The organism is Bizionia argentinensis JUB59, from assembly GCF_000224335.1.
GTDB classification, from domain to species: Bacteria; Bacteroidota; Bacteroidia; order Flavobacteriales; family Flavobacteriaceae; genus Algorimicrobium; species Algorimicrobium argentinense.
Window position 1 is genome coordinate 19,249 of record NZ_AFXZ01000032.1, and the last position, 15,044, is coordinate 34,292.

13 protein-coding genes are annotated in these 15,044 nt (G+C 34.5%); 4 read left to right on the plus strand and 9 right to left on the minus strand.

Going from position 1 to position 15,044, the window contains the following annotated elements:
- Window positions 1-54: 54 nt before the first annotated feature.
- Window positions 55-996, minus strand: coding sequence for an NAD-dependent epimerase/dehydratase family protein (locus BZARG_RS08820; RefSeq protein WP_008637527.1), 942 nt, complete (start codon window positions 994-996; stop codon window positions 55-57).
- Between the two features lie 90 nt (window positions 997-1,086).
- On the opposite strand from BZARG_RS08820, the gene BZARG_RS08825 reads away from it, so the two are divergent.
- The 3 genes from BZARG_RS08825 to BZARG_RS08835 are packed head-to-tail and all read left to right on the plus strand — an operon-like array spanning window position 1,087 to window position 4,035.
- Window positions 1,087-1,800: a glycosyltransferase family 2 protein gene (locus BZARG_RS08825; RefSeq protein WP_008637462.1), complete on the plus strand. Its 714-nt coding sequence runs from the start codon at window positions 1,087-1,089 to the stop codon at window positions 1,798-1,800.
- Window positions 1,800-2,429, plus strand: coding sequence for a lipid-A-disaccharide synthase N-terminal domain-containing protein (locus BZARG_RS08830; protein WP_008637493.1), 630 nt, complete (start codon window positions 1,800-1,802; stop codon window positions 2,427-2,429). Before BZARG_RS08825 ends, BZARG_RS08830 begins: the two co-directional genes overlap by 1 nt.
- On the plus strand, window positions 2,413-4,035 hold the full coding sequence (locus BZARG_RS08835) for an ArnT family glycosyltransferase (protein WP_008637539.1): 1,623 nt from the start codon (window positions 2,413-2,415) through the stop codon (window positions 4,033-4,035). The genes BZARG_RS08830 and BZARG_RS08835 overlap by 17 nt, the downstream gene beginning before the upstream one ends.
- Here the strand turns inward: BZARG_RS08835 and BZARG_RS08840 are convergent, their stop codons facing one another.
- The 5 genes from BZARG_RS08840 to mnmA form a co-directional block, all read right to left on the minus strand.
- Window positions 4,036-4,611 carry a phosphatase PAP2 family protein gene (locus BZARG_RS08840; RefSeq protein WP_008637474.1) on the minus strand — a complete coding sequence of 192 codons (576 nt, stop codon included), beginning with the start codon at window positions 4,609-4,611 and terminating at the stop codon, window positions 4,036-4,038. It lies immediately after the preceding gene.
- A gap of 3 nt (window positions 4,612-4,614) precedes the next feature.
- Window positions 4,615-4,842, minus strand: coding sequence for a hypothetical protein (locus tag BZARG_RS08845; protein ID WP_008637483.1), 228 nt, complete (start codon window positions 4,840-4,842; stop codon window positions 4,615-4,617).
- Between the two features lie 9 nt (window positions 4,843-4,851).
- A complete protein-coding gene (locus BZARG_RS08850) occupies window positions 4,852-6,243 on the minus strand; it encodes an MATE family efflux transporter (RefSeq protein ID WP_008637486.1) in 1,392 nt (463 codons plus the stop codon).
- Between the two features lie 71 nt (window positions 6,244-6,314).
- The gene (locus BZARG_RS08855; RefSeq protein ID WP_040288320.1) at window positions 6,315-7,256 is read right to left on the minus strand and encodes an NAD(P)H-dependent flavin oxidoreductase; all 942 of its coding nucleotides are present in this window, start codon (window positions 7,254-7,256) and stop codon (window positions 6,315-6,317) included.
- Window positions 7,257-7,327: 71 nt separating this feature from the next.
- Window positions 7,328-8,524 carry a tRNA 2-thiouridine(34) synthase MnmA gene (gene mnmA / locus BZARG_RS08860; RefSeq protein WP_008637519.1) on the minus strand — a complete coding sequence of 399 codons (1,197 nt, stop codon included), beginning with the start codon at window positions 8,522-8,524 and terminating at the stop codon, window positions 7,328-7,330.
- Window positions 8,525-8,693: 169 nt separating this feature from the next.
- On the opposite strand from mnmA, the gene BZARG_RS08865 reads away from it, so the two are divergent.
- Window positions 8,694-10,118: a fasciclin domain-containing protein gene (locus tag BZARG_RS08865; RefSeq protein WP_040288338.1), complete on the plus strand. Its 1,425-nt coding sequence runs from the start codon at window positions 8,694-8,696 to the stop codon at window positions 10,116-10,118.
- 294 nt (window positions 10,119-10,412) lie between these two features.
- Here the strand turns inward: BZARG_RS08865 and BZARG_RS08870 are convergent, their stop codons facing one another.
- From BZARG_RS08870 to BZARG_RS08880, 3 genes are all read right to left on the minus strand, one after another.
- Window positions 10,413-11,117 carry a toxin-antitoxin system YwqK family antitoxin gene (locus BZARG_RS08870; protein WP_008637447.1) on the minus strand — a complete coding sequence of 235 codons (705 nt, stop codon included), beginning with the start codon at window positions 11,115-11,117 and terminating at the stop codon, window positions 10,413-10,415.
- A gap of 86 nt (window positions 11,118-11,203) precedes the next feature.
- Window positions 11,204-13,108: a membrane protein insertase YidC gene (gene yidC / locus BZARG_RS08875; protein WP_008637445.1), complete on the minus strand. Its 1,905-nt coding sequence runs from the start codon at window positions 13,106-13,108 to the stop codon at window positions 11,204-11,206.
- A gap of 137 nt (window positions 13,109-13,245) precedes the next feature.
- Window positions 13,246-14,880 (minus strand): CTP synthase, encoded by a 1,635-nt coding sequence (locus tag BZARG_RS08880; RefSeq protein ID WP_008637448.1) that lies wholly within the window; start codon window positions 14,878-14,880, stop codon window positions 13,246-13,248.
- Window positions 14,881-15,044: the final 164 nt, after the last annotated feature.

Sequence of the window (15,044 nt, forward strand, 5' to 3'; positions counted from 1 at the left end):
TAGAAGCTTGAGTACATAGTTTCACTTTAATTTGACACCAGTTTAAAAGTTGATTTATATAAAATTCTCCCGATACCAAGCTACCTGCTTCTCAACACCTTCTAATAATGTAGTTTGCGGATTATAATTAAGTAAACGACGTGCTTTATCAATGTTAGCTTTAGTTCGAAGTTGATCCCCAGCTCTGGCAGAAACATGATTAATGGCAATATCCATATCCATAACCTTGGCTACAGCATCAATACCTTCTTGTGTCGTATGTTCTACTTCGGTTCCTAAATTTAGGATTTCACCATCAACCTCATCTACAAAACTCATAATACTTACTACACCATCAACAATGTCATCCACGTAAGTAAAACTGCGTAAATGTGTTGAACTACCGTCATATAAAGGAAAAGATGCCTTATTAAAACCGCAAGCAATAAGTTTGGTATACATTTTTTCCGGACGTTCCCGCGGTCCAAAAACAGAATATAAACGAAGAGAACAGGACTTCATTTGTTTCTCACGTGATTTTTGAAGTACTAACTGCTCGGCTGCTAATTTTGTTACGCCATAATGCGAGGCCGGCTTCGGTGCATAATCTTCTGGAAATGTGGCTTCCAATCCGTAAATAGAGGATGTTCCAATATTCACAAACAACTTTAAGTCGTTCAGCTGCATGGCATAATCGATTAGGTTTTTAGTTGCAATGATATTATTGGTAAAATAATCTTCAAAAGTAGACGCGGTAGAAATACCAGGTTGGGCCGCAAAATGAAAGATAAAATCGATGTCTTTTGGTAAGTTTTCGCTTAAATCATCCGACCGTAAATCAAGTTTTAAAACTTTAATCCCTTTTTCCGTAAGTGCTTTTTCATTCAATTTCTTGAGCGCTTCGCTATAATAAGGCGAAAAATTATCAACACCAATCACATCATGACCCATTTTCTTTAAACGCTCGGCGGTATGTGAACCAATAAAACCCACGGCACCAGTTACTAATACTTTCATAATAATATTTTCAAATACAAAGAAACATTTTTTTTCTGTAAGTTTAGAATTCTATAAAAAAGAATACATTTGCAGTACAAGATTAGTTCTATGGATTACCAATTTACGATTATAGTTCCTGTATATAACGAAGAAGACAATTTAATACGTGTTGAACAGGAATTATTAGCTTATATGAAAATAGCCAGCAAGAAAACAAAAGTTCTCTTTGTTAATGACGGCTCCAAAGACAGCAGCCAAGAACACATTGAAGCCATTGCTAGCCGACACCCCGAATTTAAATATATTAGTTTTAAAGAAAACCGAGGTTTAAGTGCGGCTATAAAAGCAGGTTTTGATTATGCAGATACAGAGTTAGTTGGTTATATCGATTCCGATTTACAAACTGCTCCAGAAGACTTCAATTTACTTTTAGAACATATTAACGATTACCATTTGGTAACGGGAGTTCGTGCTAACCGAAAGGACAGTTTTGTTAAAAACATGTCGTCAACCATAGCAAACGGGATTCGTCGCACATTTACAAAAGATGGTATGGATGACACCGGGTGTCCGCTAAAAGTTATAAAGACAGATTATGCAAAGCGCATTCCAATGTTTGAAGGACTTCATCGTTTTTTGCCAGCAATGATTTTATTACAAAATGGTAAAATTATTCAAGTTCCGGTACAACATTTCCCTAGAGTAGCAGGACAAGCTAAATTTGGTGTTTGGAACCGCTTAATTGGCCCTTTAATGGATTGCTTCGCCTATTTGTGGATGAAAAAGAAGTATATTAACTATACGGTTGAAAAACAAAATTAATGAGTAACTGGGTCATTTATAGTATTGGATTTTTGGCGCAAATATTGTTCTCCTCGCGACTTATAATACAATGGTTGTATTCCGAAAAACAGAAACGTGTTATTACGCCTACTATTTTTTGGACTTTAAGTCTGCTAGCTTCTTTTTTATTATTTGTTTATGGTTACTTACGGGATGACTTTGCCATAATGCTTGGTCAAAGTTTAACTTACTTTATTTACATTCGTAATTTACAATTACAAAACCAATGGCAGAAGTATCCAAAATTCATGCGCTGGTTTTTATTATTAATGCCTCTATTTATTGCCGTTTTCTATTTTAACAATAATACGATTGATGTAGAGAAACTCTTTAAAAACGAAGCTATTCCGCTCTGGTTATTACTTTTAGGCATTGTCTCGCAAGTGGTATTTACGCTTCGTTTTGTTTATCAGTGGTTATATTCTGAAAAACAAAAAGAGTCGACCTTACCATTTGGCTTTTGGATGTTAAGCTTAATTGGTTCGCTTCTTATTTTAATTTATGCGATTTTTAGAAGAGATCCCGTTTTATTTATAGGCCATATTTTGGGTGCTATTATTTATATTAGAAATTTAATTTTATCTAAAAAGTATGTTATCCCTTCTTAAAAAACACCCCATTATTTTTATTTGTTTAGGAATAGCAGTCGTCTTGCTACCCAATTTGCATATTATGGATGTGACGATTATGGAAGCTAGAAATTTCATTACCGCTAGAGAAATGTTAACAGACAATAATTGGCTGTTAACTACTATGAATGGTGAAGCTCGTTATGAAAAGCCCCCTTTACCAACTTGGCTTACGGCAGTTTCTACTGCTATTTTTGGTGTAAAAAGTGTATTTGCTATGCGCTTACCAGCCGTTATTTTTATAATGATAGTAGCTGCATTTGTTTTTAAATTATCCAAAAAAATAAGTGATAGTCAATCTTTCGGAGTTTTATCTGCCATTATTGTTACAACATCTTTCTACGTAGTCGGGATTATGATTGAAGCACCTTGGGATATTTTTGCCCACGGTTTTATGTGTGTAGCTATTTACTACCTATTCGCCTTTTTTGAAGCCAAGAATACACAATGGAATTCCGCTATTTTAGCGAGCATATTTATTGGATTTTCTATATTAAGCAAAGGGCCTGTTAGCTTTTATGCGTTGTTATTACCTTTTTTATTAGCTTATGGCTTTACCTACAAATACAAGCAATTTAATAAAAAGTTTCTACCATCCATATTTATTTTAATATTAGCAATTGCCGTTGGTGGTTGGTGGTATTTATATGTACGCTTGGAAGATCCCACAACCTTTTTAGCGATTACTGAGAAAGAAACCGGGAACTGGAGTAATTATAACGTCCGGCCGTTTTATTATTATTGGAGCTTCTTTACACAAAGTGGTTTATGGACTATTCCAGCTTTTGTAAGTTTATTATATCCGTATTTAAAGACACGCGTTAAAAACCTGAAAGGCTATCAATTTAGCTTACTATGGACGCTTTTGGCTGTGGTACTGCTATCTATAATTCCAGAGAAGAAATCGCGCTATTTAATGCCTGTTTTAATTCCTTTAGCCATTAACTGTAGTTTTTATATTGATTATTTGATTCGTGAATTTAAAAACTTAAGCGATAAACGAGAAACACTTCCCGTTTATTTCAACTTCGGATTAATTGGTTTAATAGGAATAGCATTTCCCATTACTACGTTTATTTTTCTAAAAGATAATCTGCAAGGTTATTGGTTTAATTACATCCTAGCTTCCGTATTAGTTTTTAATATAGGTGTTCTTATTTTTATAAATTTGAGACGCAAAAACATTAAATTGGTGGTGACTTTTGCAGCAGGACTTTACGCAGCTTTATTATTAACAGCCTTACCTTTAAAAGAAGCGCTGAATAGTGATAGCTTCCATCCTATTTCTTCAAGTTTTACAGGCGATTTAAAACTCTATCAATTAAGTTATATAGCACCTGAAATGATTTGGGAATACGGTCAAAAAATCCCTCAAATAAAAAAGGACGATGGTAGTATTAGCTTTCCTAAAGATTTTAGTTTTGCTTTATTAGCTATGAACCTTAATGCGAAAGATTCCGAAGCTATTCAGCAATATTATACTATTGAAAAAATAACTACATTCGATTTAAATACGGTATCTAAAGAATCTAGACAATATAAAGATCGTCTTGTCGCAACTTATTACAAGATTATTAAAAAGTAATTACCTCACCCGAAAGCGGTCTTGTAAATAGATGTCTAATTTATAAAACATATAACCAGACAGTGCGCCAAATATCCATCCACAAATAACATCTAGTGGAAAATGTACACCAATATAAATACGGCTATAACCCATAGCAATAGACCATACGATCATAAAGAAAATGAAGTATTTGTATTTAAAACGCAGTAGCATACCACTAAAAATTGCTACAGCCATGGAATTAGATGCATGCCCAGAAAAGAAACCAAATTGCCCACCACAATGCGATTTAACCAAACGTACTAATCCGTCTAAAGTAGGATCGTGACACGGACGGAAGCGCATAACTAGCACCTTTTTAAATACGTTAGTCATTTGGTCTGTGAACAAAATCATCAGTGCTATAAGGACAACAGTAATTAAAAATAGCTTTGGTGTTCGCGTTCTAAAAATTATAAAAAGTAAAACGGCATAAAATGGAATCCAATAGAATTTGGTTGTATAAAACATCCAAAAGTCGTCCCAAGTGGTGGTACCTAAATTATTTAAATAAAGAAAAAGTTCGGTGTCAAGTTGTACTAATTGTTCTAACATAATTTAATCTTCGTAACGTTCAATTTCACGATCGTAAAAATCGTTTGCTTGCTGGATTAAACTTTCGGCCTCCATTTCTAATTCTTTTTGGTCGTGCTGATCAAAATCTTCCAACCATTCCACATCATCATTTTCTAAATTAATAATGAACCTAGGGAATTCGGTATGAATAACGAAAATTGCTTCCGGGTAATCCGTATTATCGCCTAGTAAAAATTTTGGAAATTCCATATGTATCTCTTAGTTGTTAGTTGTTTCTTCGTTTAATAAAATCAAACGTTTGGTAAGATAGTTAAATCGTATAAATAATAAAATTGCAGCTACTGTTAATCCCGCTATTAAACCCATCCATATCCCGAAACTAGCCAAACGAGATTCATCACCAAAGTAAATACTGATAGGGAAACCTATTACCCAATAGGAAATAAAGGTAATAATTGTAGGGATTTTAACATCCTGTAAACCACGTAACGCCCCAAGCATAACCACTTGAATACTATCACTAATTTGAAAAACGGCGGCGGCTATTAATAAACTGGATGCAATTGCTAATACTTCTGCATTATCAACAGCGTTTAATATATCGTTATTATCTAAATATACTTTTGGCAATTGATTATGAAATAAGAAAAAGAACAAGGCAAAACCAGTAGCTAAAATCATTCCTAATAAGAAAATAGAAAAAGCAATTCGACGTAATTCATGATATTTCTTCAAGCCTTTTTGATTTCCTACTCGTACCATTGATGCCACGCTTAAACCAGTAGCTATCATAAAAGTCATGGATGATAAGTTTAAAGCAATTTGATTGGCCGCCTGTGCATTCTTACCTAATAAACCGCTTATCCAAACAGCAGCGGTAAAAATACCGACTTCAAAAAACATTTGCATCGCGCTCGGCGTTCCTAAACTTGCAACTTTTTTAAGCATTAATTTATCGAGAACAAAAATCTTAATATTAGTGACATACTCTTTAGATTTTTCATGACCTTTTAACAACCACCATAAGAAAATCACCATTGCTACACGGGAAATTAACGTTCCGTATGCTGCACCAACAATACCCATTTCTGGAAAACCAAACTTACCAAAAATAAGTAAATAGTTTAAAATAACATTTACAACATTGGCTAAAATAGTCGCATACATTGGGTAACGCGTCATGGATAAACCATCACTAAATTGTTTAAATGCTTGGAATATAATTAGAGGCACTAATGAAAAAGCCACCAAATCCAAGTAAGGAATGGCTAGCTCGACAACCTCAATAGGTTGTTTCATTAAATACATGAGTGGTTGTGCAAATAGCAGTAGTATAAATAAAAATAAACCCAGCGATGTACATAGAAATAAGCCGTGTTTAAAAGCCGATTTACCCTTGGCGAAATTACCTTCGGCATCTGCTTCTGCTACTAAAGGTGTAATAGCTGTTGAAAAACCAATTCCCAATGACATGGCAACGAACATAAAACTATTTCCCAATGAAACAGCAGCCAATTCAGCCGTTCCTAGCTGTCCCACCATAATATTATCAACAAAACTGACAAATGTATGGCCTAACATCCCCAACATAACGGGCGCTGCAAGCTGCCAGTTATATTTAAATTCTTTTGTATAATCGCTTAAAACCATTTTGCAAAAATAGTATTTAGCTTTTGCCTATACTATATAAACTTCTGTTAAATTTAAACTGTAAATTTTGCTTAAAGAGAGGCCACCATTTTTTTAGCGTCTTCAAATTCAGTCACCATATCTTGAACGATTTCTGCAACTGGTTTAATATCGTTTATCAAGCCAGCTATTTGTCCAATTTCTAATTCACCATCCTCTAAATCACCTTCAAACATGCCACGTTTTGCACGAGCACGTCCTAATAATTCGCGAAGTTGCTCTGGTGTTGGTGACGACTTGTATAATTCTTGGATATCATTAAAGAATTTATTTTTTATGAGTCTAACTGGTGCTAATTCTTTTAAAGTTAATTGCGTATCACCTTCTTTGGAATTCACAACCACATCTTTAAAAGATTGATGTGCGGAACTTTCATTACTAGCTACAAATCGACTTCCAACTTGAACGGCATCTGCTCCCAAAATAATAGTCGCTAACATAGCTTTTCCACAAGCAATACCTCCTGCTGCAATTAGCGGAATATGTATTTGTTCTTTTACCATTGGAATTAACGTGAGTGTTGTGGTTTCATCACGACCGTTATGCCCACCTGCTTCAAAACCTTCAGCAACTACCGCATCCACACCAGCGTCTTGTGCTTTTAAAGCAAACTTCACGCTGCTAACAACATGCACAACCGTTATACCACGGTCTTGTAGCCACTTAGTCCAAGTTTTTGGGTTTCCAGCCGATGTAAAAACAATTTCCACACCTTCCTCCACAATAATATCCATAATTTCTTCCACGTTTGGATATAACATGGGAACATTCACACCAAACGGTTTATCTGTTGCCTTTTTACATTTCTGAATATGCTCACGTAAAACATCGGGATACATACTTCCTGCACCAATTAAACCTAAAATGCCTGCGTTACTTGAAGCCGAAGCCAAACGCCAACCTGAATTCCAGATCATCCCAGCTTGTATAATAGGGTATTGAATATTAAAAAGTTTGGTGATTCTATTAGTCATAATAAATTGAAATTTAAAAATGAAATATACTGATTAGAATAGATGACAGCAATTCGTGAGCATTGTTTTTTTCATGAAATAACGCCAGAACCAATAAGTTCGTCTTCCAAATACCAAGCAGCAAACTGCCCTTCGGCAACGGCAGATTGTGGATTATAAAACTCAATATACAATCCAGATTCCACACGATATAATGTGGCTTTCTCCAAAGGTTGTCGGTACCGAATACGTGACAGTACTTCCATAGTTTCACCTATTTTAATGGCTAAATCCTCACGAACCCAATGCAAATCATCATTAGTTATAAATAAGGCCGATTTATATAAACCAGGATGTGTTTTTCCTTGTCCAGTATAAATTACATTTTCATTTACATCGGTATCAATAACAAATAAAGGCTCTACCGTACCACCTACCGCCAAACCTTTTCGTTGTCCTTTGGTATAAAAATGAGCACCTTGATGTTTGCCTACAATTTTGCCATCTGTTGCTTTATAGTTTGCTTTTCTAGATAAATAAGCTAATTCAGATTCTTTCGTTTCGAAAGTTGGATTTGTATTTTCATAACCCGAATACGAACTGGGAATCTCGACAATAACACCTTCTTTCGCTTTTAATTGTTGTTGAAGAAATTCAGGCAAACGGACTTTACCTATAAAACATAAACCTTGCGAGTCTTTTTTATCAGCCGTTATTAAATCGAGTTTTGATGCTATTTCACGGACTTCCGGTTTCATAAGTTGGCCAATTGGAAATAGCGATTTTGCCAATTGCTCTTGAGATAATTGACATAAAAAATATGATTGATCTTTATTGCCATCCACACCCGCTAATAACTGATGAATCTCTTCGCCTTCTTTTTGAAATGTTCCTTTTCGACAATAATGACCTGTAGCTACAAAATCAGCTCCCAAATCGAGAGCAATCTTCATAAACACATCAAACTTAATTTCCCGATTACATAAAACATCAGGGTTCGGTGTTCTACCACTTTCATATTCCTTAAACATATAGTCAACTATACGTTCTTTATATTCTTCGCTTAAATCAACAGTTTGAAATGGGATACCGAGTTTATCGGCAACCAACATGGCATCATTACTATCGTCAAGCCAAGGACATTCATCAGAAATTGTTACAGAATCATCGTGCCAGTTTTTCATAAACAAGCCAATAACTTCATAACCTTCCTCCTTTAAAAGATAGGCTGCCACACTGGAGTCTACACCCCCAGATAATCCTACTATAACACGTTTTTTGTTTTCCATAATTGAGCACAAAGATAATGGAATTCACTCAATAATTCATAGTGTAAAACCCAATAGATTAATATACAAAAACAATAACTGTTTAATCTTTAAGCAAATAAACTAAACAAAATATTGTTTTATGTTTAATATTTTATTAAATTTGTTAAACAAACAAATAAGTATACATATGAAAACATTAACAGCTTTTAGAAGATTTTCGGCTACACTGTTTGTAGTCCTTTTTATCGCATCCTGCAGCAGTGATGATGATAACAACGAACCAATGAATCCACCACAAGCAAACAACATTGTGGATTTAGCAATTGAAACACCTGAGTTAAGCTCATTAGTAGCCGCGTTGCAAGCCGCAGATGGAAATTTAGTTTCTTTGTTACAAACAAATGGTCCTTTTACCGTTTTAGCACCTACAAATGATGCCTTTGCGGTATTTTTATCGGACAATGGTTTCGCTTCATTAAGCGATGTACCAACAGATTTACTTTCTCAAGTACTCTTAAACCACGTAATTTCTGGTTCTGTGTCATCTAATGATTTAGCAGGTATAGGAGCGGGTTACACCTCTACTAATGCAACTGGAGCAGGTGGGGCAAGCATGAGTTTATATTTTAACACCGCTAATAATGATGTGCGTTTTAATAATGTATCGTCTGTTTCTACACCTGATGTTTCAGCTTCAAACGGAATTATTCATATTGTTGACGGCGTTATTGGATTACCAGATCTAGTAGATCACGCAAGTGCAAATCCAGAATTCAGTAATTTAGTTGCAGCTTTAGGTACTGCCGACGGTGGTTTAGTGGCTCTTTTACAAGGCACAGGTTCTTTCACGGTATTGGCTCCAAATAATGACGCTTTCTCCACATATTTGGCAGATAACAACTTTTCAGGATTAGGTAATGTACCAACCGATGCCTTATCTCAAATACTTTTGAATCATGTGTTAACAGGTGTCACCTTTTCTGCTGATTTACTATCATCTGGTGCAGGCTACTCAAATACAAATGCAACTGGTGCAGGTGGGAATCCAATGAGCTTGTATTTTAACACGAGTAATCGTGTGAAATTTAATGGTGTTTCAACTGTAATTGCTGCAGACGTAGTTGCTTCTAATGGTGTAATTCATGCTGTAGACGCGGTAATAGGTTTACCAACTGTTGTTGATTTTGCTTTAGCTGATCCAACTTTTGATACTCTTATTGCGGCTTTAACCCGTTCTGATTTAACATTTGATTATGTAGGAACACTTTCAACACCTAACGGAACATCACCAGCACCTTTTACCGTTTTCGCACCAACAAATGAGGCCTTTGCTGATTTACTGACAGAATTAAATTTAGCGAGTTTAGCTGATATTCCTGAAGCAACTTTAAAGGCAACATTAGATATGCACGCTGTTGCAGGTGCGAATGTACAATCGTCAGTTTTAATGGATAATATGAATATAGCAACATTAGGTGGTAATATAACTGCTAATGTAACTGGCGGCCCAACTTTAACAGATGGAAATGGTCGTATTAGTAACATAATTGCTGTAGACGTTCAAGCTTCTAATGGTGTGATACATGCCATTGACATGGTTCTTTTGCCATAATTAAACTATCTTTATTGAGATAAAAATTGCTATGAAAATAAAACGCTGTTCATAAATTATGAATAGCGTTTTTTATTATATGGATTTTTGTATAGTAAAATTTATACCAAAAGAAAATTAAATAGACTTTTCACTTGTATTCATTTTAAATAATAAGTAGATTGCGTCTCTTATGTTTAGGTATTCCCCATTTTTGATTGATTAATAGCTTAAAATATTTAAAATGTATACCTAAAAAAGTAAAGCTCCTTAAGAAATTAAGGAGCTTTTATATTTTAGGTGTTTCCGGTATTTTTATTCTGATTTTTTATAAGGGTTTTTACTTATTACTGTAAAATCCTTTTCCTCTTTTAATTCGCCATTTTCATAGTATTTCCACGTTCCATGCTTCTGGTCGTTAAGATAATTACCTTCAGCCAAAATAGTTCCAAATTCATCAAAAAATTTAGCAGCACCATGCAAAGTATTCATTTTATAATGATACTCTTTAATAACCGTTCCGTTCTCGGCATACCACAAGGCATTTCCATTTAGTTTTCCATGTTCATAGAGCGACTTTTCAGCTATTTGCCCGCTTGGATAATAAATAAAGCGCGCACCTTCCAATAAACCTTTATTATTATAATGTTCTAAAGTCATTACTTGTGTACCACTACTATGGTAGTACTTCCAATCGCCTATGTAAAGTTTATCCATCATTAACCCTTCACTAACAACTTTTCCGTTACTCGCCAAAAAAGTAACTTTGGCCGTATCATTATTAGGGTTGAATTCACGTGTTGCCGTTAACACCGGCTTTCCTTGAACATTCTTATAGAATTTAAAAGTGCCTATCTCGTCGCCATGAGAAAATGTTCCTTCATAACGCACCACATCGGTGTTTTCAAAGTTTTTCTTCCATTTACCATCACGTTGTCCATTGGAGTCGAATTGATTTAATATTTGAGCAGAAACTGAAGAACCAGTCAGTAGAATTAAAACAAAAAATAGTTGTTTCATATTTAGAATCTGTAATTAGATGTTTAAACGTACAAATATATAAATTGTTGTATAAAAAAAGCTGCCCATTAAGGCAGCTTGATTATTTATTTCTTACGCTTTTCTTGCGCTTGTTTTTGTTGCTCGGCTTGCTCCATCATATCAGCCATTTTTTTCTGAAACTTATTTTGCTTTTTAGGTTTCTTCTTGTTGACCTGAATTTGAGCATGAATTTTATCTTCATCCAATATGTAGTTTTTAATAACTAACATAATACCTATACTAATAAGGTTAGAAATAAAGTAATATAAACTTAAACCAGATGCATAGTTATTAAAGAAGAATAACATCATTAATGGCGATAAGTAAATCATATACTTCATTAATTTAGCCATATCTGGCATACCTTCTTGTGTTGGTTGTGATGCCATTTGTTGTCCTGTTGTCATTTTCATATAAAAGAAAATAGCAATAGAAGCTAATATTGGGAATAAACTCACGTGATCTCCATAAAATGGAATCGTAAATGGTAAATCGGCAACAACATCATAGGATGATAAATCGTCTGCCCAAAGAAAACTTTTCTGTCTTAAATCGAAAGCAGATGGGAAAAATTGGAATAGTGCGTAAAACACAGGCAACTGTATCAAAGCCGGTAAACAACCACTTAATGGACTTGCCCCTGCCTTGTTTTGAAGCGCCATTGTTTCTTGCTGCGCCTTCATTTTGTTATCCTTATGTTTCTCACGAATAGCGTCCAACTCCGGTTTTAACACTTTCAATTTAGCTTGGGATAGGAATTGCTTGTATTGTACAAATGACAATAAAAATTTTATTAAAATAGTCATGACAATAATAGCCACACCATACGGTAAAAATCCAGCTAGAAAAGCAAATAACGGTACAAAAACGTAACGGTTTATCCAACCAAAAATACCCCAACCAAATGGAATACTATCTTCTAATCCAATATCATATTTCTGCAATACCTTATTATCAGTAGGTCCAAAATAGAATCCTAAATTCTGATTTAATTCACCCGCAGTCGTTTCTAAAGCAAATTTAGCCTGATACGATTTAGTGAAAACAGTATCAATATCTTCGTTTTCAACTAGATCAGTTGAATTTAGCTGAACGGATTTTAAAGGTGTTTTGGATATTAAAATACTACTGAAGAAATGCTGTCTATAAGATAACCAGTTTACATCGCTTTCAATTTCTTCATCTTCGCCAGTAGGACTTAATTTATCAATCTTACTCCCATTATATTGATACGTTAAACGTGTATAACGATTTTCGTAACTAATACTTTTATCATGACGATACGTATCTAACTGCCAATTTAAATTTATAGGTTGCGTGCTATTAATAACATTGCTTAACCCTTGAGAGCGAATAGTAAAATCAACCATATAGTTATTAGGTTGAATTTCATAGCGATATTCTAAAAACTGCTGATCAGACACTTTAAGCTTCATAGAAACTACCGTGTTCTCACCATTTTTAGTTACTGTTGGCTCAAAATATAAATCTTTGGTATTTAAAATACGACTATCAGATGTACCAAAATTGATATTAAAATTGGTATTCGCATCCTTTATTAAGTAAATAGGAATAGAATCATAATCAACAAACTCTTTCAGTTTTACCTCTGATAAATAACCACCTTTATTACTGAATTTTAAATCTAAAACTTCCGTATTTACTTCTGTTTCATTAGATGTTGCCGATGGTAACGTTGCTGAATAGGCAAAAGAGCCTAGTTTATTTTTTAAGGCTACAAGTTGTGTAGAATCTTGTGCATTGCCAGTTGAAAAATCATCAGCAGTTGTAACAACAGTTTCATTTTGCTTTACGGCTTGTTTTTCAGCTTCAACCTGCTCCTGTTTTGCTTTTTCTTGTTCAGCTACTTCTTCTGCGGATGGCTGATTAGTGTACATCATGTACACTAAAATTCCGAATATCAAGGCGAAGCCTATAATCGAATTAACGTCTAATTTCTTTTTTTCCATATATTAATTTGTTGTCTTTTAATGACTCTCAACCGTTTGGAAATCTCATTAATCGGTTTGCTTTCAAAAAAAAAACACTATAAAATTATCTAATAAATAGTTTTATGCTAATTACAAAAAACTCTCCAATATTATTTTTATGCCATACTGACACCTTGATTCTTTTTCTTATGCTTTAAAGCAGCTTTAACAAATGCTATAAAAAGTGGATGTGGATTGGCAACCGTACTCTTATATTCAGGATGATATTGCACGCCCATAAACCAGGGATGTTCTGGGATTTCCACAATTTCAACCAAGTTTGTTTCTGGGTTAATACCTGTAGCAACCATACCTGCAGCTTCAATTTGCTCTTTAAAACTATTATTAAATTCGTAACGATGTCTATGACGTTCAGCAATACTATTTGACTTATAAACTTTATGAGCCATACTGTTTACTTTTAAACTACAAGTCCAAGAACCCAAACGCATGGTGCCACCTTTTTCAGTAACATCTTTCTGCGATTCCATTAATGCAATGACGGGACTTGTTGTTTCTGGATCCATTTCTGTAGAATTAGCATCCTTTAAATTCAATACATTTCTTGCAAACTCTATAACTGCCATTTGCATGCCTAAACAGATCCCTAAAAACGGTATATTATTTTCGCGAACATATTTTACAGCTGCAATTTTTCCTTCAATACCACGCTCACCAAAACCTGGTGCAACTAAAACACCATTTAAGTGGGATAGCTTGGCGTGAATATTATCTTCATTTAAATATTCTGAATGAATTGGTTCTACATTAACTTTCACTTCATTTTCTGCTCCTGCATGAATAAAAGATTCTAAAATAGATTTATAGGAATCTTGTAACTCTACATATTTTCCAATTAAACCAATAGTAACTTCAGATTTTGGATTTTTATGACGTTTTAAGAATTCATTCCAACGTGTTAAATCTGGTGTATGACTTTCAAGTCCTAACTTTTTAAGAACAACAGTATCTAAACCTTGTTCAAGCATAAGATTTGGTACATCATAAATAGTAGAAGCATCAATAGATTGAATAACCGCTTCTTCACGTACATTGCAAAATAAAGCCAATTTTCTACGTAAATCCATTGGCAGTTCATGTTCTGTTCTACATACTAAAATGTCTGCCTGAACACCGCTTTCCATGAGTGTTTTAACACTGTGTTGGGTAGGTTTTGTTTTCAATTCGCCAGCAGCAGATAAATAAGGAACTAAAGTTAAATGAATAACCAAAGCATTTTTCTCACCTAAATCCCAACGCAATTGGCGCACGGCTTCAATATATGGCAAGGATTCAATATCCCCGACTGTTCCACCGATTTCGGTAATAACAATATCAAATTCGCCAGAACGACCTAGTTTTTGGACACGTTCTTTAATTTCATCGGTAATATGCGGAACTACTTGAACAGTTTTTCCTAAAAACTCACCACGACGTTCTTTATCAATAACACTTTGATAAATACGGCCGGTAGTTACGTTATTTGCTTGACTGGTTGCTACGTTTAAAAAACGTTCGTAATGTCCTAAATCTAAATCAGTTTCTGCACCATCATCCGTTACGTAACATTCGCCATGTTCGTAAGGATTCAATGTTCCTGGATCTATATTAATATAGGGATCTAATTTCTGAATGGTTGTGCGGTAGCCCTGTGCTTGCAAGAGTTTTGCTAAAGAGGCGGCAATGATGCCTTTACCCAGTGAAGAAGTTACTCCTCCTGTTACAAATATGTATTTTGTTGTAGTTGTCATGTTGCGTTGTTAAACGCCTGCGAATTTACGATATTAAGTTTAATACTTTGGAAGTTTAAGAGTTTATTTTGAAATTGAAATTACCGTAGGAAATTGTTGTCGATTTCAGTAAGCAAATGTTTGTTGTTAAATTGCTTTACACCAAATGCACGAATAAACACGAA